This is a genomic window from Microcoleus sp. Z1_B2 (assembly GCF_036700325.1).
Lineage (GTDB): Bacteria > Cyanobacteriota > Cyanobacteriia > Cyanobacteriales > Microcoleaceae > Microcoleus.
Genome location: NZ_JAUBOQ010000002.1, coordinates 1 through 26,059 on the forward strand (window position 1 = coordinate 1; position 26,059 = coordinate 26,059).

17 protein-coding genes are annotated in these 26,059 nt (G+C 46.5%); 6 read left to right on the forward strand and 11 right to left on the reverse strand.

Going from position 1 to position 26,059, the window contains the following annotated elements; translation table 11 throughout:
• Positions 1–259: 259 nt before the first annotated feature.
• From glgB to QT984_RS00995, 4 genes are all read right to left on the reverse strand, one after another.
• Positions 260–2,554 carry a 1,4-alpha-glucan branching enzyme gene (gene glgB / locus QT984_RS00980; RefSeq protein ID WP_333055765.1) on the reverse strand — a complete coding sequence of 765 codons (2,295 nt, stop codon included), beginning with the start codon at positions 2,552–2,554 and terminating at the stop codon, positions 260–262.
• A 233-nt stretch (positions 2,555–2,787) separates the two neighbouring features.
• Positions 2,788–4,221 (reverse strand): transposase, encoded by a 1,434-nt coding sequence (locus tag QT984_RS00985; protein WP_333055766.1) that lies wholly within the window; start codon positions 4,219–4,221, stop codon positions 2,788–2,790.
• 532 nt (positions 4,222–4,753) lie between these two features.
• Positions 4,754–4,996, reverse strand: a complete 243-nt coding sequence (locus tag QT984_RS00990; RefSeq protein ID WP_333211717.1) for a hypothetical protein — start codon at positions 4,994–4,996, stop codon at positions 4,754–4,756.
• Positions 4,997–5,340: 344 nt separating this feature from the next.
• Complete coding sequence (locus tag QT984_RS00995) at positions 5,341–5,535, reverse strand: serine protease (protein WP_333055767.1); 195 nt, start codon at positions 5,533–5,535, stop codon at positions 5,341–5,343.
• Positions 5,536–5,872: 337 nt separating this feature from the next.
• Between QT984_RS00995 and QT984_RS01000 the strand changes: the two genes are divergently transcribed.
• The gene (locus QT984_RS01000; RefSeq protein WP_333055768.1) at positions 5,873–6,448 is read left to right on the forward strand and encodes a hypothetical protein; all 576 of its coding nucleotides are present in this window, start codon (positions 5,873–5,875) and stop codon (positions 6,446–6,448) included.
• 295 nt (positions 6,449–6,743) lie between these two features.
• Entirely contained in the window at positions 6,744–8,672 is a 1,929-nt protein-coding gene (locus tag QT984_RS01005; RefSeq protein WP_333211720.1) for a penicillin-binding protein 2, read from the forward strand.
• Positions 8,673–9,222: 550 nt separating this feature from the next.
• Here QT984_RS01005 and QT984_RS01010 read toward each other — a convergent pair.
• The gene (locus QT984_RS01010; RefSeq protein ID WP_333211722.1) at positions 9,223–9,843 is read right to left on the reverse strand and encodes a transcriptional regulator; all 621 of its coding nucleotides are present in this window, start codon (positions 9,841–9,843) and stop codon (positions 9,223–9,225) included.
• A gap of 941 nt (positions 9,844–10,784) precedes the next feature.
• Positions 10,785–11,981 (reverse strand): CapA family protein, encoded by a 1,197-nt coding sequence (locus tag QT984_RS01015; protein ID WP_333211724.1) that lies wholly within the window; start codon positions 11,979–11,981, stop codon positions 10,785–10,787.
• Between the two features lie 170 nt (positions 11,982–12,151).
• Between QT984_RS01015 and QT984_RS01020 the strand changes: the two genes are divergently transcribed.
• Positions 12,152–13,129 (forward strand): hypothetical protein, encoded by a 978-nt coding sequence (locus tag QT984_RS01020; protein WP_333234106.1) that lies wholly within the window; start codon positions 12,152–12,154, stop codon positions 13,127–13,129.
• A 78-nt stretch (positions 13,130–13,207) separates the two neighbouring features.
• Positions 13,208–13,768 (forward strand): Uma2 family endonuclease, encoded by a 561-nt coding sequence (locus QT984_RS01025; protein WP_333234107.1) that lies wholly within the window; start codon positions 13,208–13,210, stop codon positions 13,766–13,768.
• 20 nt (positions 13,769–13,788) lie between these two features.
• Here QT984_RS01025 and QT984_RS01030 read toward each other — a convergent pair whose 3' ends face one another.
• From QT984_RS01030 to QT984_RS01045, 4 genes are all read right to left on the reverse strand, one after another.
• Positions 13,789–13,959 (reverse strand): hypothetical protein, encoded by a 171-nt coding sequence (locus QT984_RS01030; protein ID WP_333211731.1) that lies wholly within the window; start codon positions 13,957–13,959, stop codon positions 13,789–13,791.
• A gap of 151 nt (positions 13,960–14,110) precedes the next feature.
• The gene (locus QT984_RS01035; protein WP_333055776.1) at positions 14,111–14,506 is read right to left on the reverse strand and encodes an SH3 domain-containing protein; all 396 of its coding nucleotides are present in this window, start codon (positions 14,504–14,506) and stop codon (positions 14,111–14,113) included.
• Between the two features lie 81 nt (positions 14,507–14,587).
• Positions 14,588–16,447, reverse strand: coding sequence for an N-acetylmuramoyl-L-alanine amidase (locus QT984_RS01040; protein WP_333055777.1), 1,860 nt, complete (start codon positions 16,445–16,447; stop codon positions 14,588–14,590).
• A gap of 169 nt (positions 16,448–16,616) precedes the next feature.
• Positions 16,617–18,302, reverse strand: coding sequence for an NAD-binding protein (locus tag QT984_RS01045; protein WP_333055778.1), 1,686 nt, complete (start codon positions 18,300–18,302; stop codon positions 16,617–16,619).
• Positions 18,303–18,828: 526 nt separating this feature from the next.
• On the opposite strand from QT984_RS01045, the gene QT984_RS01050 reads away from it, so the two are divergent.
• On the forward strand, positions 18,829–19,488 hold the full coding sequence (locus QT984_RS01050; RefSeq protein WP_333211737.1) for a COP23 domain-containing protein: 660 nt from the start codon (positions 18,829–18,831) through the stop codon (positions 19,486–19,488).
• A gap of 98 nt (positions 19,489–19,586) precedes the next feature.
• On the opposite strand, the gene QT984_RS01055 is transcribed toward QT984_RS01050, so the two are convergent.
• A complete protein-coding gene (locus QT984_RS01055) occupies positions 19,587–23,510 on the reverse strand; it encodes a cobaltochelatase subunit CobN (protein WP_333372855.1) in 3,924 nt (1,307 codons plus the stop codon).
• A 218-nt stretch (positions 23,511–23,728) separates the two neighbouring features.
• Here QT984_RS01055 and cobJ point away from each other — a divergent pair, with 218 nt between their 5' ends.
• Entirely contained in the window at positions 23,729–25,525 is a 1,797-nt protein-coding gene (gene cobJ, locus QT984_RS01060; protein WP_333372858.1) for a precorrin-3B C(17)-methyltransferase, read from the forward strand.
• The last annotated feature ends 534 nt before the right edge of the window (positions 25,526–26,059 follow it).

Consider the following 26,059-nt stretch of genomic DNA (forward strand, 5'->3'; position numbering starts at 1 on the left):
TCACTAACTCGCAGCGGAGTCAGGCTAACCGTCCCTGGATAGGAGAACCTATCCATTTAGGCTAAACGAATCGCACACCGGAATTAATATTAAACTCCTTAAATCCTAAGAAAGCGAATCCGTTGCAGAACTTCCTTTTTTCGCAACAACAAAACAGAAAAAACCCGGTTTGTCCAAAAAACCGGGTTTCTAAATACCCTCAAAGCTTTAGGTTTAATAAAGCTTTGATTCTTAACTCAAAACTATCACCACTCCCAACTTAAAACTGTTGAGATTTTGCTGTTGTTTTTGCCCGATCGAGCTTTAAGATCAACACCCCCAAAGGTGGCAAACACAAGTCGATCGAATAAGCACTGTTGTGGAACCACCACTCCTCAGTCCACTTGCCTCCCAAATTCCCCATATTGCTGCCGCCGTATTCCCGCGCGTCGCTGTTAAACAACTCCGTATAGAAACCAGGTTCCGGCACTCCTACGCGATAGTGAGAGTGCGGCTGCGGGGTAAAATTGCATACTGTCACCACAAACTCGTCGCCATCCTTCTCTCGGCGCACAAATGCCACGACACTGTGTCGGTTGTCGCTGCAATCAATCCACTCAAACCCATCCTCAGCAAAATCTTGACTGTAAAGTGCCGTTTCGCTGCGGTACAAATTGTTCAAATCTTTAAAAAACAGCTTCAACTTTTGGTGCGGCTCGAATTGCAGCAACTGCCACTGCAAATCCCCCCAAACGTTCCACTCGTGCCACTGGCCGAACTCCATCCCCATAAAGATCGTTTTCTTTCCGGGATGAGTAAACATAAAAGTAAACAAACACCGCACGTTTGCAAACTTTTGCCATTCGTCTCCTGGCATTTTCCCGATGATGTGGGCTTTGCCGTGCACTACTTCATCGTGGGACAAAGCCAGCATGAAATTCTCGCTGTGGTTGTACCACATACTGAAAGTTATGTTGTTCTGGTGGAACTGGCGGAACCACGGGTCCATGTGGTAATAGTCGAGCATATCGTGCATCCAACCCATGTTCCACTTCAGGTTGAAGCCCAAACCCCCTACATAGGTCGGCCAAGATACCATCGGCCAAGAGGTAGATTCTTCGGCGATCGACAGCGCACCTGGGAAATAGCTAAAAATGACGTGATTCGCCTGACGCAGAAAATCTGCAGCCTCGATATTTTCCCGGCCCCCGTACTGGTTGGTCAGCCATTCTCCAGGTTCGCGACAGTAATCCAAATAAAGCATCGAGGCTACGGCATCTACGCGAATCCCGTCGATGTGGTACTTGTCAAACCAGAACAGAGCGTTTGATACTAGGAAATTCCGCACTTCGTTGCGGCCGTAGTTAAATACTAGGGTTCCCCACTCTTTGTGTTCGCCCTTGCGGGAGTCGGCGTGTTCGTACAAGTGAGTTCCATCAAAGAAAGCCAAGCCGTGGCCGTCTTTGGGGAAATGTCCCGGTACCCAGTCCACCAGTACGCCAATGCCGTTGGCGTGGCACTGGTCAACAAAATACATGAAATCTTCAGGTGTGCCGTAGCGGGAAGTTGGGGCGAAATAACCGGTGACTTGATAGCCCCAAGAACCGTCGAAAGGATGTTCGGCGATGGGCAGCATTTCGATGTGGGTGAATCCCAAATCTTTGACGTATGGTATCAGCCGATCGGCTAATTCCCGGTAAGTCAGAAAGCGCGCCCCCGGATTGAGTTCCGAAACCTGCACGGCGGGTTGTATTTCCCCATTTGGTAGCACGGCGGGTTCGTCAGTAGCGGCGTGCAGCCAAGAACCGATGTGGCATTCGTAAACCGAAACCGGCTGCGTCAGTGGGTCTGTGTGCCGCCGCTTTTCGATCCAAGCGCTGTCGTGCCAAGTGTAGGTATCTAAGTCGGTGACAATTGATGCTGTTTTGGGCCGCACTTCTTGCTGGAAACCGTAAGGATCGGACTTTTCGTAGGGATGTCCGTCTTGGTTTTTCACTTCGTATTTGTAGGAAGTTCCCACGGATAGTCCCGGAATAAATAATTCCCAGATGCCGTTTTGCGATTTCCGCATTTGATGTTTGCGGCCGTCCCAATAGTTGAAATCTCCTAAAACAGAGACATTGCGGGCATTCGGGGCCCAAACGGCAAAATATACTCCTGTGATGCCGTCTACTTCGGTGAGGTGCGCCCCCAATTTTTCATAAATCCGGTGATGATTGCCTTCTGAGAATAGGTGCTGGTCGAATTCTGTGAGTTTGGGCGATCGAAAGGCGTAGGGATCGTAGATGAAGCGCTCGTGTTCCCCTTCTTTGACCCGCAATTGATAGTTTGCTAGTTCTGGGGTGTCGATCGTACATTCAAAAAAGTGAGGGTGATGCTCTGATTTCATCGGGTATTGGGCCCTGGCCTCCGGCAAAACTACGGATACCGCATCCGCATTCGGCAGATAAGCTCGGACGACCCAGACTTTTTTGCCATTTTCTTCGATCGCATGAGGGCCTAGCACTTCAAATGGATCGTGGTGCTGATTCCAAACAATGCGGTCAATCTGTTCAAAGGGGACGGTCGCGGGCATAAAACTACTTACCTCAATCTTTTAACTAAATGGCTTTCAAAACCTAGAGCGGCGCTGCACTTTACATTTCGATACATTTTTGATTGCTGATCCTACCACTGATTAGCACGATCTTGACTGCTGCAGATCCAGCGCGCGTCCTTGCACACACAGCAGGCTGTTGCCTTGCCGACGGCCGAGCTGGGGTTTTACTGCTAACATCTAAGTATAGAAATAGTGAACGAACCTGACGGTCAACTGAGTACAGTTAGACCGCCGGCTTCTTTTTCCTTTTTTTCAAAGGCTTTTTTGAGTGACGGAGTTCCCCCGCCACTTTCGTAACTTAGACCAATTCTCTTTATAAGCTTAGCTGAGTTTTTATCTCGATCCAAAGATTCTCCGCATTGACAAGAATGCCAGCGCTCCGACAATTCTTTCGGTACTTTGTTGAGGCAATTCCAGCAATGTTGAGAAGTTCCTCTTGGAGAGACAAACAAAATGCTTTTACCCAATTTCCAGGCGACATATTTTAGGACGCTGGCGAATTGCCCATGAGCAGCATCAAGCATGGATTTATTCAAGCCACTTTTAGCTGACTGACCGTTCGGCAAATAAACCAAATTACCATTTTCAACATCTGTCTTGGGCTGGGCACGTCTAGTTAAATTTTTGACACTCAAGTCTTCACCAACTAAAACCTCACATTTACCGAATAGCTCATGTGCAGTTTTAAACTGAAAATCTAATCGGGATCTAGCTACAAACTGATGGAGTTGGGAAATCTTGTCCTTGATAATCTTCCAAGGCTTAGAACCCTTGACTCTATTAGCTAACTTCGCTTGAAGTTTTGCCAATTTCTGGGCAGAATTCCTCAAAAACCTAGGATTCTCAACTCTCTCGCCATTGGAAAGATAGACGTAATTAGTGATTCCCATATCGATGCCAACAGTATTTTCGACCGTCGGTTGAATTTCTGCAACCGTTACGGGAACTGTTTTATCTTCTAGCGTCAGGGAGATATACCACCCATCAGCTTCTCTGATAACTGTTCCCGTCTTAACTGTGAACCTTGTTGGTATTGGACGGTGGAAAACCATAGGTACTTGACCTATTTTTGCGAGGTCAATACAAATCCTATTTTCCTCGTCCTTGACAATATCAAGATTGTCTAGTTGAGGATAAGTGAAAGATTTGTAGTAATGAAGCCCTTTGAATCTGGGCTTGCCTCTACGATTGCCATTTGTGTCCGGCGTGGTGAAATTTGAAAAGGAAGTTTCCACCCTGTTGACGACATCTTGCAAGACCTGCGAATCTAACACTTTATAATCAGGGAATAACTTTTTTGTGTTTTTCAGGTCAGCCAGTTGTATGGTTTGCCACTGTACATATCCGCCTTCAATGTTCGAGAAAACATCACCTTTCCTGGTTAGAGGATTGCCTGACTCATCCTTTTTTCTACCATCCCTAGTTTGCACTCTCGTCAAAGAAATATTTTGATAAATTTCCTCAATCGGGACTATCGAAACAATCAAGGGGCAGGCGTTGATAGGTGTTCTCGTGGCTGACCACCACCTAAATCTATCGCCAAGTCGGTAGTTGTACTGCCGACGACAGAGCTCTAGGTGAGCCACCATCGTTGTTAGTTGGGCTTTTGTGGGTTTGAGGCGGTATTTGTAAGTGAGTTGCATTTTTTAACTTTCTTTTTTCGACCTTTGCATAGTATAGTTTGTGTATGTCCAAAATGCCACACCAAAGATTACCATTTCAACACTTAGGAAGTACATCGAAAATCAAGATACTTCCGAAGATTAATTCATAGTGGCTAAGTCTAATTGTCGGTTTCCGTCCCTCCACCCGACGCTTCTTTCCATCACGCGGGCGTAATTCCCAACGGGGTACTTCGCGCAGCGCTCAGATGTGTCCCCTCTAAATATACCGAGGGACTTCCCGGCTGGTAGTTCAAACAAATTGAAAAATTTATATTTTTTCCCAAATATCCTTGACTTATTTTTTTATATGTGATCGGGAGTTTTTATTAAACTCTTGTCGATTGGCGACTCCCGGAGGGTCAACCCTGTAAGTGTTGGGGAGCAGTTAATAGTTTACCTGGAATTTTCAGGCAGGGAGCATCGCCCGATCGGTAGACTTTCACATCTCGGAGGCGGGGTTTCCCCACAAAGTCCGTAAATTTGGGCAATACGCTCAAACGGCGAAGGATGCTTAACTCGGTATTGAGGAATCAAAGCTAAAGGACTCAGTCTTCGAGCATCCAAGTCTCTGCTTGCTTTCCTCTCGTCTGCGGGCCACAGCGGCGGGGATGGCAAGCGAGACTCCATAGAGTGCAAAATTTGCGTCGAGTCTCGCTTGCCTCCGGTTGATATTCAGTTGAAGCAGCAGCACTGGCAATGTCCTCAAACATCCTGTCACAGGCTTGAGTTTCAAAAGGTGCAGGCCGGGAGTCATTCGATTTTAGATTTTAGATTTTAGATTAAAGAATTGACACCACGGATAAATCCGGGGGCTTGAGGCTGCAAGGATTTTGGATTGATTCCACGGATAAATCACGTGGCCGGTACCATCAAGAAATTATTGGTCAAATTTTCTACTTGAAAGGGAATGCTCCTGTAACGCAGCGAATCAGCGGACTTTGCTGCGGTAACGGGACGTACTGAACTTTAGTAAAAGCAGCAGAGAATCACTAACACCCAACTTGAGACCTAGACCTATGAGATGAAAAAATGCGAGGAGCGAACGATTTTTCACCTGGAGGCTAGGCTCGTTGGGAACCAACTCCGAGATAGCCCTAGTTAGGGCTTTTTAGGAGCAGGGGCAGGGCTAGTAGTTGGAGTAGCCTTTGGAGATGGAGAAGAAACAGGAGGATTAGTAGTGCCAGCGCCCGGAGAGGGGCTAGGGGAGCTGGGGGTGGTGGTATCTCCTCCGCAGGCGCCGAGGGCTGCTGCCAAGCCCACGACCAAAGTCAAACGAATTAATCCTTTGTTCATAAAAACTCCTTAAGATTGAAAACCCATCGCAAGGAAGGGAAGAGTGTACTTGAGAAACAATGCTGGCACGAATAGCTCAACGATTCGCTCGTTGATTACAATACTGCATTTATTAATAAATTTCACATAGATTATCGCTAACCAGCAAAGATTTCTTTTTTTTGGCAAATCCTGAAGTCAAAGAGACCAGTGGTAGGATGGGTTGGTTGGCTTGTGAGGTATCCTTGGTAAGGATAACCGATCGAACGCAGATAGCCACTACTGGCGCTCTGGGAGACAAAAAACTCTTAACCTCAATCAAGCTGAAGCTACCCCACTTTACGTATTGGTGAACTTTATGACCGCTGCTATCAGATCCCCGGATTCTCCCCGCTCCCGATCGACCCGCAAGCCCGCTGCTGGCCCAGCCAAAAGCAAAGTTACTTCTATTGCCAAAGCTAGGCGGGCGAAGACAGGGCCGGTATTGCCCAACTACTCGCCAGCAGACGAACAGGCTCAGGTTCGGCAGTCCGCATCGGTGCTGAAAGTCTTGCCCAATCGCCAGCAGCAGCCAGTGTGGTTGCGCTCGCTCCTGCAGGCACAGCGCGCCTCCTCAGTGGTAGCAGTTATGCTTTTGGGCGGTGCTCTGAGTCTCTACGGCTTGACAGTTTACGGCGAGCAGCGCTGGAGTCAGGAGTATCAAAAACTGGAAACTCTGCGCCTCCGGGAACAACAATTGAGTGCTTCTAGTGAAGTCTTGAAACACCAACTTGCTAAAGAAGCCCAAAATCCCGAAACCGGTTTGGCTCCGCAGAATCCTGGGGACACGATTTTCTTGCAGCCGGCCCCTGAAACTCGATCGCCCGTTGCGGCACCAAATTCTGAGCCCGCTCTCCAGAATCGAGCCGGTGTGGAAACACCGCTGGGCTATTAAACCTGTGTCAAAGCGGAGAGCGCCCTCCGGGCATGAGTGTCCGAGGGCATGAGAATTTGAGGCTCTAATTTCCTTTTTGACTTTTTTCCAAGTCGCGATCGATTTTCAGTTTCCCACCGGAAGTTACAGATTAAAAATAATTAAGACCACTTCAAAAAACAGAATGCAACTTTAGGTGCGATCCAAACCCTGATAGGGACTGCTCATTCCCAAGCCGTGAATTTTATATTTTAAGATTTAAGTTATAAATTATCAATTATACAACGCTCTAACTTGCTATTGAATTTTTAATGCCATGAGCTACGACCCCCGTTTTGACCGCTACAGATCGCCGAATTTCAAACGCACAAAACAGGCGGGCGATTCCCTACGGGATAGCTTCGCCGCGCGTACTGGGTGGAAAAAATCAGCAAAACCTAGAGATTCCGGCAGTTTCGGCCGATCGCCACAACAGACGGCTGCATCTTGGGGGCGACCGGTGGAGCGTTTAAAGCGCAGCAAGTTCCGTTTGTGGGCGGTGTGGGCGGTGTTGATGCTGGGGGGGCTGGGGCTGGCTGTGAATTTGTTTTATTTGCAGGTGACGCGAGCTCCGGCGCTGCGTAAACAAGCTCTTCAGCAGCAAACTCTCAAAACGAAGCCGTTTGTACCGAGACGCCCGATAATTGACCGCGCAGGAAATGTTTTGGCGATCGACAGACAGGTGTACACGCTCTACGCTCACCCGAAGTTATTTAACCACTCGAAGGCGGAAATTGCTGCTAAGTTGGCTCCGATGCTGGCGATCGAACTGACTCCGGGCACTACGTCGGAAACTGAACTGATACGCAGGTTTAATCTTGCTGAAAGCGGTATTACAATTGCGGAGTCTCTACCTCAAGAGGTTGCCGATCGCGTCGCTGGGATGCAAATTAAAGAGAGTCTGGTGGATGGCTTGGAGTTGCTGCGTCAGCAGCAGCGTTTTTACCCACAGCAGGAGTTGGCGGCGGATATCCTCGGTTATGTGGATGGGGAACGGAAGGGACAAGCTGGGGTGGAATACAGCCAGCAGAATTTGTTGGAACGATCGATGCCGTCGATTCAGTTTAGCAGGTCGAGCAATGGGAATTGGGTTCCCGATCGGCTGACGGCGGGATTTGTGCAGCTTGATGACTTGAAATTGCAATTGACGATCGACAGTCGCTTGCAGCGGGCGGCCCGCAGTGCCCTCAAGGAAAAAATGAAGCAACACGATGCGAAGCGGGGCACAGTGATTGTGATGGATGCCAGTAACGGGGAATTGCTGTCAGTTGTGGCGGAACCTTCTTATGACCCGAATCAATATTTTAATTTCGATTTGTCGCGCTATAAAAATTGGGCTGTAACTGATGTTTATGAGCCTGGTTCGACTTTTAAAGCGATTAATGTGGCGATCGCTCTGGAAGCGGGTGCGGTGAAACCTAATACCGTGTTTAACGATGAAGGTCGGATTTACATGAATCCCTGGACTATCCAAAATTCCGATTACCAAAGAGCAGGCGCGCGCGGCCCTTCGACTGTTACTGAGATTTTGAAACATTCTAGTAATGTGGGGATGGTGCACATGATGAGAACCATGAAACCTTCTCTTTACTATCAAGCTTTAGAAAAACTCGGACTCGGACAAACGGCGGGAACTGATTTGCCTTTTGAAGTAAGCAGTCAACTTAAAAATCGAGAGCAATTTATTAACTCTCCTGTGGAAGTTGCTACTACGGCTTTTGGGCAAGGTTTTTCGATTACTCCGATGCAGTTGGTGCAGCTTAACGGCGCTTTGGCTAATGGTGGCAAGTTGGTGACTCCTCACGTTGTGCGGGGACTTTTTGATAGGGAAGGTGAAGCTTATTGGAAGCTTCCGAGGCCGGTTCCAAAGCAGGTTTTTTCGCCGGAAACTACTAAGCAGGTGTTAGAAATGATGGAAACTGTGGTTGATGGCGGTACGGGGAAAGCTGCACAAATTCCTGGGTATCGGATTGCTGGAAAAACGGGCACGGCTCAAAAAGCTAATGCTGGTGGGGGTTATTCTGACAAGGCGATTATTACTAGCTTTGTGGGGATCATGCCTGTGGAGGCTCCTCGGTATGTGGTTTTGGCGGTGATTGATGAGCCGAAGGAGGGTTCTTCGGGGGGTACGGTGGCGGCGCCGATTGTGGAGTCGGTGATGGAGGCGCTGATTTCTATTGAGAAAATTGCGCCGAGTAAGAAGTAGTTGATTATACAGCATATTCGGTGGTTGATGAAGTAAAGTAGCCGCTATATTTATGTTGTGTGATTTTAATATGTAGGGTGCGGATCTGCGACCTTTTAAATAGAACTTGCAGATTGACGGGTGTATCCGCACCTTACTTAGGAATGAGAATTAAATAACTCCCACTCTTGAAAGTGGGATGGGCGTCCCGCCCGTCCTTTTTGGACGGGCGGGACGCCCATTCCACAATAAAAATTAAAATTGTAAGTTATTTAATTCGCGATCCTTACTACAAGATTGTGTGTACTTCATGAACCTGGAATATGCTGTATCTGAGATGTTGCACCATTCTCAATAAGCCTTTTATGAACAGGCTTTTCTGCCTGTTCCACAAGAAAATTCACTCTTTGCGGAACAGGGCGAAAAGCCTGTTAAGCGAGAATGGTACTCTGGGCGTGAGTTAGATCGGAGATATTGCGTCAAGAATTGACATCGAATATAAGCATCGACAACAAGGCTATTGACGACGCGGTAATGCCGTTTCCCTAGCCCAAAATAATTGAGCGCCCTGTCAGTAACAATATCTTTTGTTGTCGTTGGGTTTTGATTGTCTTTGGGAGGTGCGTTTATGTCCTAGGAGAGTGGAGATGATGATGCAGCGTTGGCTGTTTCTTAAATTGGGATGATATAGTGTTAGGGTTCCTTTGGCTCTTATACTCGTTAGCGTGCAGTCGTGGTCGCTTCGAGATACGGGGCAACCTCTGTGGTTGAACATGACGCGCCGGATTGTGCCGTTTGTTTTTTGCTCGTTGCTGTCATTTACTTGGAGCACTGTTGTTTCATCTGGATCTATTTGAATTTGCGGTTCTAGGTTTTTCCATTGACTGGCTGGTATTTGGGCTGGGGGAATGTCGGCTGGATGGACTGCTACTTGTACGTTTTCTCCTACTTGTTTGAAGCTGGCTTGCCATGAAATTTTGGATCGTTTGGCGTTGCTGCGGGCAAGTTCCATTGCCCAATAAGCCCGATCGAGCGATACCTTTAAACGGTGGTTGTTGATAAACATTAGCCAAGAGGGGGCGACGATCGCACTAAATATTCCTATGATTAAAATAATTATCAATAGCTCAATCATGGTAAAACCTGGGGCAGGTGTAGTGGCTCTGCCTTTGAGCGTTTTATTTATTGACACGTAGATGCACTCCCTGATATTTAGCTGGACAAAAAAACAGCTAGGAGGAGCTATTTTTTATTGGGTATATTTTAACTTTGGGTTTGGCGAGTGTGTAGATCGGTATTTACTGAAAATTTATGCGACTTTAAAAAAACTGCGCCCGATCGCACCAGATCCCGAAGATATGTAGGGAGAATCTAAATGAAAGCAGCCAAGCTAGGAATTGGAGTTTTGAGGCAGGAGGGAGAAGAAAAAGCTCTCCTGAGTTTATGGCGTAAAATATAGCAATCAATACAGTGAGAGGGATGAATTTTTATTTATGAATGAGAATTAAATAACTTCCACTCTTGAAAGTCGGATGGGCTCTTATAGCCCGTCATGAGTGGACGGGCGGGACGCCCATCCCACAATAACAATTAAAATTATAAGTTATTTAATTCGCGATCCTTAGACTATCTATTAGACTTGGCTGGAGTCAAGGTGAAAACTTGTACTCAAATAGAGGGACAAGTTTACTTTCTATCCTCGTGTTTTAGCGTCAGGAATAGTTGGCTATCACGGCGAGAATTATACGGAAGAACTCCATCAGAATCGTGCACAGTTGTGGGCGATCGCGATCGGATATAATCATTGCCCGGTTGATTGTAGGGAAACGGCACTCCGGTGTCCTAATTTCGGGTAATATCAAATCTGTTAGCATCGAAATTATTCATCTATCTATTCTCGACCTCTGGGTAAATGGGCGTCAATCCCTTGTCCGGGGCGGTTAATACATTCTCTTTTTTTCACCGCAGATATCAGGGCTGTTTCATTCTCTTGTAGGGGCTGCCCCCCGTGGCAGCCCCCATGTCTCAAACGCCTGTGAAGTCGTCTCTAGGGGTAGGCATTCTTGGCACTACAAGAGTCAAAATCGGGATTTTCGCGAGAATGAAACCGCCCTGCCCTGCTTGAGGGAGGGATTACTTGTTATCTTGAGGTTTATTTAAAGAATTAAGATGATTGTTCATATCCTGCAAATATTTTGCTAAAACAGGATACTGTGAAGTTGCTAGCAGTGCATCTTTTTTCTGGCTGACTGTTGTTTCTAAGGGCAAAACGCGATAGTTAGTTTTATTGTTCTGAGTATAGCGGTGTACCCAAGTAGGATGTGTTTTTACATCGGTAATTTCTGTGGTTTTTTCGGGAAATTTTTTGCGAATATTTACTTGCAAAATCACGCCTAAGTCTGTATATTTTTTATTCTGACCGGAAATGAAGTTTCCCATTGAATAAATGGCTACAGCTTTGCGGGTTTTGCCATTTTTGCCGGGAAAATTAAAAATTTTGTAAGGTTGGACGACGTGGGGATGGCTGCCTAGAATGATGTCTGCACCGGCTTTTAATAGGTTTTCAACTAATTGTTTTTGTTGGGGGTTTGGCTGGCGCTGATATTCGTCGCCAAAATGCAGGGAAATTGCGATAATATCTGCTCCTTGTTTGCGGGCTTTGGCTATGTCTTTGACTATCTTTTTTTCGTCGATTAGGGAAACTAAGTAATCTTTGCCTTTGGGTATGGGAATGCCGTTTGTGCCGTAGGTGTAGGCTAGCTTGGCTAGTGAAATGTTGTTTTTGGTGCTGATAAAAGTGCGATCGGCTGCGGCGGCTGATGTGGCTGTTCCTATGGCAGCAATTTTGCGATCGCTCAGATTGGCGATCGTCCTAATTACCCCTTTTTCTCCACGATCTAAAGCATGATTGTTCGCTGTTGTCAAGATATTAAATCCGGCTTTTTTAGCAGCATCCGCTAATTGAGCCGGTGCGTTAAATAGCGGATATCCCGTATATCCGCCCGCATCGGAGCCCGCTAAAGGTGTTTCGAGATTTCCGATTACCCAATCGCCTGTTGACAGGATACTTTTAACTGGTGCGAAGAAATTGTCAAAATTGTATGTTTGCTTTTTTGCGTCGTAGCCCGATCGCGTTTGGGTACTGTGCATCATGATGTCGCCGACAGCAATTAGTTTTGCTTCTTTGATCTCAGACTTGGGTTGGGGGGGAACAGGGGTTGCTATTGGCGAGCGACTTTCTGTAGGCTGTGTGTTGGTTTGTGGCGTTTGGATATTGCAGCTAGCCATTAACAATGCAGCTATTACCGAGAGCGTCGGGGGAAATTTCATAATTTATCTATAGTAATTTATCGTGTTTATGGTATCATTAATAATCGCAATTTAGGCAGTTTTTTTTTTTGAACCACAGAGAGCACAGAGAACACAGAGGAAAAGAAGAAAACAGAGATGTTGACAAGTTTTGTTAGGATATCGATGGTTTGCTGGCTACTGGAGAAGGAATGTTTAAAAAATATTTGATTATTGGATTTATCATTTTTGCATCTGTTATCGGTTTAGGTACTTTGAGCTATGCTGAAAGTTGGGCCGATAAACCTTTTGAATTTGCCTTGATTGGCGATTTGCCCTACAGTGCCGAACAGGAAGCACAATTTCCGAGTTTGATTGCAGATATCAATCGATCGCCCGCAGCGTTTGTCGTCCACGACGGCGACATTAAAAACGGTTCTAGTGTGTGCGATGATGCAACGTTTGTCAGCCGCAAGCAGTTATTTGACAATTTTGAGATGCCGTTTATTCTAGCTTATGGTGACAATGAATGGACGGATTGCCACCGTTCAAAAAACGGCAGTTACGATCCAGTAGAAAGACTCGCTAAACTGCGGGAAATATTTAGCAACGGTAATCAAAGTTTGGGAAAGCGCACCTTAACTCTCACCCGTCAAAGCGAAAACCCGCAGTTTGCTAAATTCCGCGAAAATGTTCGCTGGATTTATCATGGCGTTGTGTTTTTGGCGATTAATATGCCGGGAAGCAACAACAATTTTGGCCGCACTCCCGAAGCAGATGCAGAATATGCCGATCGCAATTGGGCTAACTTAGCCTGGATCAAAGAATGTTTTGCTTTAGCCAAACGCAGCAACAGCAAAGGAATTGTGTTAGTTGCACAGGCAAATCCGGGATTTGAACTCGATCCGACGGACAAAAGAAGAAGTGGCTACAACGATTTTATCGCAACTCTGGAAACAGAAACAGGCAATTTCCCAGGGCAGGTTGTATTCGTTCACGGCGATACTCACTATTTCCGCATCGATAAACCTTTACCATATTTTACCGATGAGACTCAATTACCGAGAATGAAAAATTTTACTAGAGTTGAAACTTTTGGTTCTCCAAATGTGCATTGGTTACGGGCTTTTTATGAACCGGAAAATCCTAATTTATTTGAATTTAAGCAGCAGTTTGTTCCGCAAAAATAGGCTGTTAAACAAAATTTTTATGCCAAATAAATATTTTTTGGATTACAGTGAAGATAGGTAGAATCGAGGAATTTATTTATGACGATCGCAACTGAGCGCCTCACCCTTGAAGAATTTCTGAAACTGCCAGAAACCAAACCTGCTAGCGAATATATTGAGGGGGATATTATCCAAAAACCTATGCCGAAAACAAAGCATAGCTTATTGCGATTAAAAGCCTGCAACGAAATTAATCAGGTGACGGAAACTCCCAAGATAGCTTATGCGTTTCCAGAGTTGCGGTGTACGTTTGGCGGTCGATCGATTGTTCCAGATATAGCGGTACTATTGTGGGAACAAATTCAATTTGATGAGAGCGGTGAACCATTGGATGATGTGCTAATTGCGCCGTATTGGGCGATCGAAATTCTCTCGCCACAACAAAGCTCAAATCGCGTAACTAAAAAAATCATTCACTGTCTGCAACATAATTGTCAGTTGGGGTGGCTAATCGATCCAGACGATCGATCGATTTTAGCGTTTTTGCCCAACCAACAACCGCAATTCTGCGAAGGTAGCGATGTCCTTCCTGTGCCCGAAATGATTCCCCTGAATATCACCGCCGAACAGGTGTTTAGCTGGTTGAGAATGCAAGAATGAATCAGGGCGATCGTCTTTTTTTACATGACATCCGGTTTTAAATCTCCTTTTTTAAAGTCTCGCGTTGCGCCGAAGCAAGGCAAGTGTAGTTGCGGTTTCAACCGCCGATCGTAGGGGCGGGTTTCACCGACAATTATTGTCAATAATCGACAATCTAGTAAACCCGCCCCTACCCAACTGTAAATCCCCATCTATGTTTTTCTACTGCGATCGAAATCAAGGTTCATGTAGTTATTGGTGGTGTGGGGGCGGGTTTATATAGATTGTTTGTACTCGTTATATATTGTCTGTAAAACCCGCCCCTACATATATTGTCTGTAAAACCCGCCCCTAGGAAATTCCCTATTTCCGCCACCTGTCAAATTGGTCTTCGGAACAGCCATTAATAAATTGATTGCTCACCCAACCGTCAAGGATTGTCAAAGTTTCATTAGGAGGATTACCTGAAAATCTGGCCGCAATTTTCACCCACTTACCTTGTCTGCTGACAGCCCTAACTCCGTCTCCCCTTTTCAATTTAGCAACAACTGGGTACTGATTGCCTGGGCCTTTGCGAATGTTAATAGCGCCACCTTCACCAGTAATAAACGAGCATTGAGTTTGCTTTTTTAAAGCTTCTGCTTTTGCGGGAGCCAGACTTTGCTGCTTGCCGAAAACAGGAAAACTGTAAAGTGAGAAGCTAAAACTTGCAACGACGGCTGCAATAAAAAAGGCTTTTGATTGAGTGAAAATTAGCATTATTTCATTTCCTTGGATTGGCTGAACTGAAGTCCTGACTATAATTTTTTTTATAATGACTTCAGTCCTTACTACTAACTGTTATTTGACAGAGGCAAACCATTCGGTAACACCTTGGGCGATCGCCGCGGCTAACTTCTTCTGTTCTGTCGGATTCACAATCCATTCAAACTCTTCGGGATTGATCATAAATCCCAATTCCATTAAAACAGATGGAGCAACTGCAGGACGAGTCATGGCTAAGTTGTTCCAGAATACACCATAGCTCGGACGGTTCAACTTGGCAACTAAATAATTGTGCAAAAACATTGCCAAACTGTGCGCTTGCGGGTGAAACCAGAAAGCGCCGACGCCTTTAGTATTAATGGCGTCGCCGTTATCCGGCAAAGCATTGTAGTGAATTGAAATTGCGATCGCAGGTTCTTCTTTTTGAATCATTTCCACCCTTGGCGGCAAATCCAAATCGACATCTTCTACCCGCGTCATTAGCACATTCGCGCCCCGATTTACCAATTCCTGTTGCACCAATTTCGACACCGTTAAAGCTACCGTTTTTTCCCTAATTCCCACTGGGCTCACAGCACCTCCATCCTGCGGCCCGCCGTGTCCCGGATCGATGAGAATCTTAATTCCCGACAGCGGTTTTGCTTGCGACACAGGCATCATGCTTGTATTCACCGGCGGGTGTTTTAAAGACAGCACTAAAGTTGTGCCGTCGTATCTCAATTTATAGCCCCACTGCTGGGCAGATTTGAGATTAAAAGTGTATTGTACTTGCAGTGGCGATATTTGTTGCCATTCCAAACGCGAAATTACCGGGTCATCGTCGAGGCGAATAATGTCAGTTTGAGCGGTGGTATTGTACAGGGTTAAGGTGAAAGTGCGTTCTCCTTCCTGCACGGTGACTGGGACGGGTGTTTCTAAGGGAAATAAGACCTCTGTCCAGCCGGAAACTTGACGCGATCGCGCGCTGCGAATAATCGATCGCGGAGGCACTGCATCCTTGACAATTTGCACTTCCGATGCTTTAATCCAAGCACCGTAATCAAGTCTGAGCCATTCTCCCTCGCGCCCAATAATTGTTGCTCGCGTTCCCTTCGGCAGCGGTGTCATCCGAGAAAAATCTGTACTCGCCCCGGTTCGGGCAACACCCGGATCGGCCGTTACTTCTGCTATTTCTAAATCCGCCGGAGACAGAATAGAAATCTTGCCAGTACCTTGTTGGCTGATAGTTTGACCGTTCATTGTTAGCTCAAATACAGGCACTCCCAAATCCACTTTTTCTCCTTTTAGTAGCGAGGAGTTAGACTCATTGCCCCCCGTTGGCAAGGCGGCATTAGACTCATTGCCCCCCCTTAGCAAGGGGGGGTTGGGGGGGGTTTTACCGCAGCCTTGATACTGTTCGCTGCCGCCTTTTTCGATCGGGGAGTTTTCACCTAACAGTACAGATTTGTTATCGGGTAGTTCCACTTGCGATCGCGCTTTTAAAGGAATAGTAACTCCCGCCAATTTTACTGAAACTTGAGCATTCGCCGGTGCGATCGCCCCAAAGCAAATATATTCCCCCGGCAAACTCGCGACATCGACTTTCGGCGTCAGGGAATCTTTAGCAAAAGCCAATCCTACAGGGGCTATCGGCTGATTAGACTCGCGCGTCACCTTAATTTTGACTTCCTGATTTTCGTAACGCAAGGTAAAGAGATTTTCGCCGAGTTGCAGCGGAAAAGTCGGGGCGAAATGACCGACTGCCGTGCGCGAAATTTGGTTGCCATTTACTAAAACTTGTCCCGGTGCGGGCGCTGTACCGATTAAAAAGATGCGATCGGCTGTAGTTTTGTGGTTGGCGGGAGGATAAGCGAGAAACAAAGGTTGAGCGGCGACAGCTACAGAGGCGATCGCCATTATCAGGCCAAACACAACTAATCCTAAAAATTTTCTCATTCTACATCGCAACTAATTGACACTCTGTGGGTTATTTATACTAGAACTTGCCCTAAGAAACCGGATTTCTGAGGATTAGCCGTAAGTCTTATTTACTAGACACGGCTCATTTTATCAGGTTTGTAGTTGCAATTGAGCGATCGGCAATATAAATTCCCGCGTAAAACCATTAAGTTTTAATTAGTTCAGAGGTCGTTCTCCACAGTTGATCCAACCGATTCGCCGGCATCGTCAGATACAAAACATCCCCCGTACTCAGACAACAATTTAGTAAATCCCAGCCGTGGAGAGTTTGACACTTAGTTTCCACATAAAGAGGCACAAAATCAGCAGACTTAGCAGCATCTTGAATACGGTGGCCACAGAAAGGATGGTTTGGCGTAATCAAGGTGGCCAAGCAAACCCAGAGACTGTCAGCAGTCATTCCGTTACCCAAAATTCTGCCTCCAATTGCCGCCGCCGCGAAAGCAGGAGCAGCCAATTCCGTCGGGTTCAAAACTCCTTCAAACTCAAAAACTTGCTGCACCATCAAAGCAAAATGTGGGTCTTGATTGCGGACAATAACTGATAGTTTTGGTGCCAATCCTTTAGCGCTCAATGCAATTTCGACATTAGACATATCGCTGCTAGTAACAGCCAAAAGTGCTGCCGCTTGCTTAACATTAGCAGCTTCCAAAGTTGCGGGCAAACTGGCACTTCCCTGAATGACCGGAATTTTCATTGAGCGAGCCGTGCTCAGAAATCGGCAGTTTGGATCTTGCTCGATCGCCACAATATCGTAACCGTTAGTGTGCAGTTCTTTAGCAATTTGGATACCTATTCCTCCGAGCCCGCAGATAATGTAATGATGGCGCTGCGGCACTCGCGCCACATCCCAATATTCGGTAAAGCGAGTTCCCAATACATAATCGTTGAGCAGTGCGTAGCAGATGCCGATGATGCCGGCTCCAACTAACATCATGACAATTGTAAATAGTTTAATGCTTTCGGGAGCTTGTTCGGCTACTTTTTCATGGCCTCCGGCTCCGGTAATCATCCCTACTGAAAAATAGAGAGAATCGACAATTGAGATATGCTCGTCAACACAAATATAGGTGGCAGTAGCAACGGCAATCATGGCCAGCAGCGTCAGTACAACAATTACTGCTGCTTGGCTGTGCTGCTGAAATCTGTGCAGCCTAGTTAATGTTTTGAGCAGTTTTTGAGTTAAAGTTTTTTGGGGGCTGTGGAGAGTCGGCTGAGTTGCAACAATTAGCCGATCGCCCTGCTGACACTGCCGATCGGCAAGCACCGCCGATACTAAATCAGTTTTGTTAGCAGCCGGGAGATAATAAATCAACATTCGCGATCGATCGTCCCACAAATCGCTCAGTTTGCGATTTTTCCAAGGATGTGTTTCATCGATATATTCTTCGTGAATCGGCCAAGTGCGATCGAACAAACGCAACTGTCCGATCGCCTGATTTCCGAGAGCCGCAAAGGCAAAAACCGGAGCCGCCAATGATGAAACGCTCATGGAAGCGTGATCGGGCAAAGTGTGGTCAATTCTGTCGCCCAAGCTAGTATTGAACAATCTGTTGATAATGCGAATCTGAGGATTGAGAATCCTCGCTTGCATCAAAATTGCCAAATTCACAGCATCATCGTCTCCTGCAATTACTAAAGTGTGAGCGTTTTGAATGCCTGCCGTCAACAAGGTAGAAGCTGCTTGCAAATTGCCGACAACCACATCAGAAGTTTCGCCGCGAATTGGGCGATCGCTAATACCAACCACAATCGCTCCTTGCTGTCTCAACAAACAAAAAATCTTGTGGCCCGTGTGCCCCAACCCGCAAACAATGATTCGAGGTTTCATAAAAAGTTATTTGCCAGCCAATTTCGGAGCTGTCCTTTGTAATTTTACTTACCATTGTTGACTGTCGTGGCTTTGCAGAATGTAGCTAAAAACACTATCTAGGATACTTGTGCCACAGTCTCGAAGTGTTGGAAACAAAGAAAAAGCTGTGCCGTGTTTCTAAAGCCGCGTTCCCAAGTGTTGAAATAAACACACCACACTGCCATGTACCTACAGACATGAGGTGCAACTAACCTGATTTAATATTTGAAAAATATCCGGGTGCGACAGCCAACCAGCGGAATTTGAATAGGTAGGGACAGGACACTGCCTATTAGTCACAACTTAAGGTTAAACCCCTAGTCCGGCAGGGGTTAAAACCCCTGCCTAATAGCGAAAGTCCTCTAAAGAGGACTAATGAGTTTAACAGTCTTTTTCTCAGTCCTCTTTAGAGGACTTTAGCTTTGAGGCAGGGAATTCATTCCCTGGCGGACTACCGGTTTAACCTTAAGTTGACACCAATAGACACTGCCCTGTCCCTACAACTATGACTTCCTACATAAATTTAGCTGCCTTAGCGGCAGGAGTTATTATGAAATTGACTGCACCCTTATTAGCATCCGCTTTAGTTTTCGTCGGTACTGTCGCCTTTGCAAGCCAAGTGCAAGCAGATCCAGCCAGCAACTCTTGGAATAGCACTAGAACAACATTTCAGTGCGTTACTTCCGGTCGGAATTTTGTCACAATTGCGCGCCGGGGAAATGTCACGACAGATCCAATGATTCTGTGGAAATCTACCGAGTTCGGCCGGGAATATACACCTTGGCAGCGCTGTCAAATTGTTTCCAATAGATTGACCAAAGCTGTTGCCCAGAATGGCGGCAGATTGAGCAACTTGCAGTTAACAACAGGAATTGTTAATAACTTGCCAGTAGTTTGTTACGTGAACGGACGGGGGCGCTGCAACTCTCAAAATCTGCTTTTCACCCTAGACAAGCGCAATGCTAAAAATCCCGGTGATGCTTTAACGAAATTGATTAATTTTGCCCAAGACGGCAGCGGGCCCGTGGCAGTGTTCAGAACCGGAGCTCCATCGGCTGCACCGCAGTTTGTTCCCTTTGGAGATATGGTCGATCGAGCTTTTAATTCTCCCAACAAGAAACCGTCAGTTCCTGTAGCAAAACCGCAGGGCGATCGGGGTATTTAATAGCCGCGCCTCTAACTTGCACCTGACAAATTTTGAAACTATTGTGGGGAGTAGGGGTTGGGCTTCTAGCCCGCCCCTAAATATTTAGACTAAAAAAACTACACTGTCACCCCTTCAATCTTCTCATCAGTTAACTCGTACAACTCGCGCAACTGCTGTAATTTATCCGCATTCGGCTGCCAAAAACCACGTCCGTTAGCCTCCAACATTCGCCCTACAATATTGCGAAAAGCTTCAGGATTAGCCTCCCGCAACTTCTGCGCCATTTCCTGATCTAAAGCATAAGTATCCGCAGCTTGTTCGTACACCCAACTATCAGTAAAATCAGCCGTTCCGCCCCAACCAATTAACGCCGTCATCCGCTGCGAAATTTCATAAGCGCCGCCCGAACCTTGATTGACCATCGCGTTAGCCCACTTAGGATTTAGCAACTTAGTTCGATATTCCAAACGCAGCAAATCTTCTAAATTGCGCGGAGTTGTATCCTGAGAAAAACTTTCTACAAAACTGGTATTGACTTTTTTGCCGCGTTGCTTTTCTGCGGCTTTCTTCAAGCCGCCAGTATTCGCATAATACTCTTGAATATCAGTCAAACCGTATTCCACAGAATCAATTTCTTGAATTATGCGATCGCACCCTTGCAACAACTGAGTCAAAACCTCCGGCCTCGCTTCCCCCTTATCCTTCCTCCCGTAACTAAAAACATTGCGACTTTCCCAAGTTTTCCCCAACTCATCCCCCGATTCCCAACTACCATCAACAACCCTATCGTTAACCAAAGAACCAAAATCCCCAGCCGGATTAGAAAACAACCTTGCCGAATAATTCTGCACACCTTTTGCCTGCAAAATCAAAGCGTGTTTGCGAATAAAATTCTCCGATTCCGGTTCATCAGCATCCGCCGCCCGCACGAACAAATCATCCAACAATTCAATAATATTCACAAAGCTATCACGGAAAATACCCGACAGATTTCCCAACACATCAATCCGGGGATGACCGACCTCAGCTAACGGTTTTAATTCATAGCGAACAATGCGGCCAGTACCTTCTTTTAGAGGTTCAGCCCCCACCAATTCCAGCAGAATTCCAATAGATTCGCCCCGCGTTTTAATCGCATCCAAACCCCACAACATCACCGCCACAGTCTCAGGATAATTCCCCTGTTCCTCAAGGTGCTTGTCGATAATTTTCCGAGCAATTTCGCGCCCCCTTTCATAAGCAGCAGGAGAAGGCATCCGATAAGGGTCTAAAGCATGAATATTCCTGCCAGTTGGCAACACCCCAGCCCCATCCCGCAACAAATCCCCACCCGGTGCAGGCAGAATATATTCCCCATTCAAACCCCGCAAAAGATTAGTCAACTCATCCGTCGTTTGCAACAACAAATCACGCACCAACAAACCCTCCTCAAAAACCCCACCCAACCCCTCTTTCTCTTCCTCTCTGCGCCCTCTGCGCCTCTGCGGTTCATTTTCTTCAAAAACCAGTTTTTGCACCTGTTCCTGTGATAACCTCTCCCCAAAATAAGCCTCAAGATAAGAGGTCATTTCCTCAGAATTAGGCGGTTCCCCAAGAACGTGCAAACCCGAAGAAAACAAGCGAGATTCCACCACCTGCAAATACTCGTAAAGCTTCACCAAATAGCGGTTAAAAGCATCAGCACTGAACATTCCCACATTCTCAAAACTAAAAGCAATCCCCAATTTTCGAGCATCCTCAAACGGACAATCAGCCTCCAAACCGCTATCTAAAATTTTCTTACAAATAGCCTCTTTCAGCACATAATTCTTAGCCGTATCTTCCCGATATTCCGCAATCAAATCCCGCAAAGCCATCAATTCCTTGTACAATCCCGCGCGGCCGTAGGGCGGCACGTTGTGAGAAATCAAAACACCGTAACCGCGCCGTTTTGCCAACATCGATTCCGAGGGATTGTTGGCAGCATAGATATAAAGATTCGGCAAACTTCCCAACAGAATATCCGACCAAGAATAGCCAGTATTTCCCAGAGGAGATCCCGGCAACCATTCAACAGTGCCGTGCATTCCGAAGTGAACCACAGCATCAGCTTGCAAATCATTTTGCAGCCACTTGTAAAAAGCAGCGTATTGAGGGTGAGGCGTCAAATCGCGATCGAACATTAAGCGCATCGGATCGCCCGAAATTCCCAGCGGCGGCTGCAAACCTATCCAAACATTGCCCAGTTGAATGCCACCGATTTGGAACTCGTCGCCGTCTGTCTTAATTCCAGTACCCGTTAAAGATTTCCACTGTTTTTCGATACGACTTGTTAACAGATAGCCCAGCCATTTTTCTAAAGTTTTGACATTAACAGTCTCTTTTGTGGTACGGGCATCTTGCCCCTCACAAGTAGCTTCATCCGCCTCTTTCACCCTGCGAATTAACTCCTCACCGTCAGCCGGAATTTCTCCAACTGTATAACCTGCTGCTTGAAGTTTGTGCAGGAAATTTAGCAGCGATTTCGGTACATTTAATAAAGCAGCCGTACCCGCCGCCCCGTAACCGGGAGGAAACCCGTAGAGAATAATCGCAATTTTCCTTTCAGATGGCGGAGTTTGACGTAGTTTCACCCAATTGTTAATTCTACTTGTCAGGCGTTTCGCCCGATCGGGAACCAGATAAATATCCTCACCCACCAAACCGCCCAGGGGAACAGGATCGATCGCACCATCCAACTCAGGCAAAGCATACAATACCACACTTTGCAAACCTCCAATCCCCTGACGAGTCCAAGAATGGATATCCTGAATCAGCAGAGGTGCGGACACAAAATAAGGTACATTTTTAGCAGTTAAAATGCGTTTAGCAACTTCCACCTGACGCCCCGCCTCCATCGAACCAGCAGGCCCGCCAACCAAAGGAAAGCCAATAGTAGAAACAATCGCATCAACTTCCACGGCATCTTTAGAAAGCGAAAGAGTTTCAATATTGCCTTGTTTTCGGCGCGCAGTTTCACCAGCAGTCGTCATCCAATCCCGCACCGCCACATGGCCTTCAACGCCATTGATAAAAATCGGCAAAGGCACAATTCCCGCATCTTCAAAATAGCGAATTAATTGAGGAATATAAGGCTGCTTGGTGATAACGTGTTTGCGGTAAAGCAAGATGCCCACAACAGGGGATTTTCCTCTGTCTGAATTTTGAGACCAATTGGTCTCAAATTTTGTGGAACGGGCATCTTGCCCGTTAGAAACCCGATCTAAATTTTCAGACAAATTAGTCTCAAATTTTGTGGAACGGGCATCTTGCCCGTTATAACCCTTTCTATCAAGATGTCTAGCCTCTTTTGTGGAACGGGCATCTTGCCCGCTTCTACTCATTTGATTACCGAGATACCAATCCAAATATTGCCGAGGCGATTCAAAATAACCATTATAATCAGGATGCAATAAACCCATATTGGGAGTTTCCACAGGCGGCGGAATTTCTGCAACTTTCAGCCCCAAATATTTTTCGGCAATAATCCAAAACATCGAGACAACATTATCCGCACCGCCCGCATTCCAGTAACCATAAATAATCAGCCAGTTTCGCAAATCTTGCACTTTTTGCACCGGCACATATTTTAATAACTTCGGCCCCACCTTCAAAAAGCTGATATAACCAGCCAGCTTATCTTCTTCTCGCCCATTGCTGAACTTATCCAGAATAAACTTAACCGGCTTCGGCATTCCCTTCGGTTTGTCGCCAATTTTAAAAGCGCCGATTTGAGTAAGACTCATCAATTCCAAAGCCGACTCAAAAACCAGGCGAATCGGAATATTTTGTACCCTTTCCCGCAGCCATATTACCGCATCGTAATCAAACAGCAAACTCCCGAAAAATACATCAGCATTCGAGAGGGCGGCTGCTACAGCGTCAGGTTCGTCTGCGAGGGCGCGATCGCTAAAAACCCGTACTTCCAATCCCTGACAGCCAGAAACAGCCAACTCGGCAGCTTTGCGGTACAAATCAGCATTAAAAGATTCAAACCCTGCAATTAAGACAATGCGTTTCACAGCCAAACCTCGAAATATTTATTGATTGTAGCCTGTTTTAATTAGGTTATATTATATTAGATAGCATCCTCGGTGGGGGTGGGGCGGGTTTAGTAGATTTCTGGTGTTGTATTGCAGACATTGGCGAACCCGCCCCTACATTACCAATTATCAATTATCAATTCCTAATTTCCGTCGCAACTCTCATAAAATCTAAAATCTAAAATCTAAAATCTAAAATGGTTCGAGTTCCTCCCGCAATAGTTATCTTAGGTCAAAACAGCCTGCCGATCGCCAAAAAAATCTCCGCACATTTCCCCGGTTCCCAGATTTACGGTTTAATCGATCGCACTTCCAACACAGACATCAACTTTACCAACTTCGGCGAAACATTGCGGGAATTATTTGCAACAGGAACCCCAATCATCGCGATCTGCGCCGCCGGAATAATCATCCGTACCCTCGCCCCGCTGCTGTCAGACAAACGCGCCGAACCGCCTGTTTTAGCCGTCGCAGAAGACGGAAGCGCCGTCGTACCCCTGCTGGGCGGTTTGCACGGCGTTAATGATTTGGCCAGAGAGATTGCAGCAGCCCTGGGCGTACAACCTGCAATTACCACCACCGGAGATATCCGGTTTCGCACCGCGCTACTGAGTCCTCCCCAAGGCTATTATTTGGCGAATCCAGAGGACGCGAAGACTTTTATTTCAAATTTGCTCGCCGGGGCAAAAGTACGCCTTGAAGGGGCTGCAAGCTGGCTTTCCGAGAGCAATTTGCCGTTAGCGAAGCCCGCCCCTACGGGGGCTACGCCAACGGAGAGGATCGCCCCCGACGCCCAATTAACTATCCGCGTCACCGAAAAAGCAATTGCGCCGACGCCAGATTGCTTGGTTTACCATCCGCAAATTGCAGCAGTTGCACTTGCGAATCTATCGAATATTCAGCCAGAAATAGCCCTGTTTTGCGTGCAGGAATTACTGGCAAAAACAAATTTGGCAGCCGCTGCAATTGCTGGATTTTTTGCCTTAAAACATGAAATGGGAAATCCGGTATTAGAAGCAGTTTCAGCATATTTTAAAGTTCCCGTCCGTTTTTTAAATCAATCGGAAATTGTCGAATTAAACTCTATTGAATTCATCGAAAATCAGGCTGCACAAATTGCCCTGACAGCAGCCGGTGCAAACAGTCAGTTAATCGAATGCGATCCCACTTTAGCCCTGAATTGCGCTATCGCCCTGGCCCCCGAACCCTTTGATGCTAGCGCGATCGGAGTTAGCCGCGGCAAACTCGCGATCGTCGGTACCGGCCCCGGAGGCGCGCCCTGGATGTCCCCGGAAGTTAAGGAAATTCTGCGCGAAGCCACGGATTGGGTGGGTTACAAATTTTATCTCGACTTAGCTGGAACCCTGCGAGAAGGACAAAAGCGGCACGATTCGGACAACCGCGAAGAGATCGATCGCGCCCGTTTTGCCCTAGATTTAGCAGCATCCGGTAAATCTGTAGCCGTCGTTTCGTCGGGAGATCCGGGTATTTTTGCGATGGCTGCGGCGGTGTTTGAGGCGATCGAACTTACAGCCAAACCCGAATGGCAAGGCATCGATATTCGGGTAGCACCGGGCATTTCAGCCATGCAGGCGGCCGCTGCTGCGATCGGAGCACCCCTCGGACACGATTTTTGCGTGATTTCGCTTTCGGATATTCTCAAGCCTTGGGAGGTCATTGAACAGCGGATTTCTGCTGCTGCGATCGCAGATTTCGCGATCGCATTTTACAATCCCATCTCGAAACAGCGGATTTGGCAACTCGCAAGGGCGATCGAGATTTTGTTGCAAAGTCGCGATGCTAAAACCCCCGTCGTACTAGGGCGAAACCTCGGCCGGCCCGGTCAATCTGTGCGGGTTTGCACCCTCGGCGAATTCCAGCCCCAAGACGCTGACATGAGAACTTTAGTGATTGTCGGTTCGAGTCAAACTCGGATTATTCCCCGCAAATATGGAGATGTTTGGGTTTACACGCCGCGCAGGTACGAAAAATAAGTAAAGCAGCAAAAGCTTCGGAAATCAGCAATTGACTGAAAGCTAATTGACTTTGACAAGGAAATATTTTGCTCTCGGTGGGGAAAGTCTAGGTTAACAAATGGCGGCAAATCACTCGATCGACCTCTTATTTCATCTCATAGTTGTCACTCTCGATTGAGATGCGATCGCCTTTGATTACAGAAATCCTCGGTACTGAGGGATCTCGGCTTCCTGAAGCCGAGTTTTTTTGGCAGATATAGATCGAATTTAGATATCGACTCAACCGTAGTAAGGATTTCAGCTTCATTTTGGGTTATCTCTAATTTAAATCTCAGGAAACAAAAAGGTTTTTATATAGCCACAAGAAAATTAAGGGCGATCGATGTCTGCTAAACTTCTTAATCTTAAGATAATTTTACGGTTACAAAAAAAGACCCTTCACGACTAGGAGTCTTCTCTGTCTTTGGGTAGACCGAATTTTTTTTTTCGTTTGATAAGATTCCCTTAAACAAAGCTTAAGAGAACGGTTAAGAAAACATGAAATTCCAAATT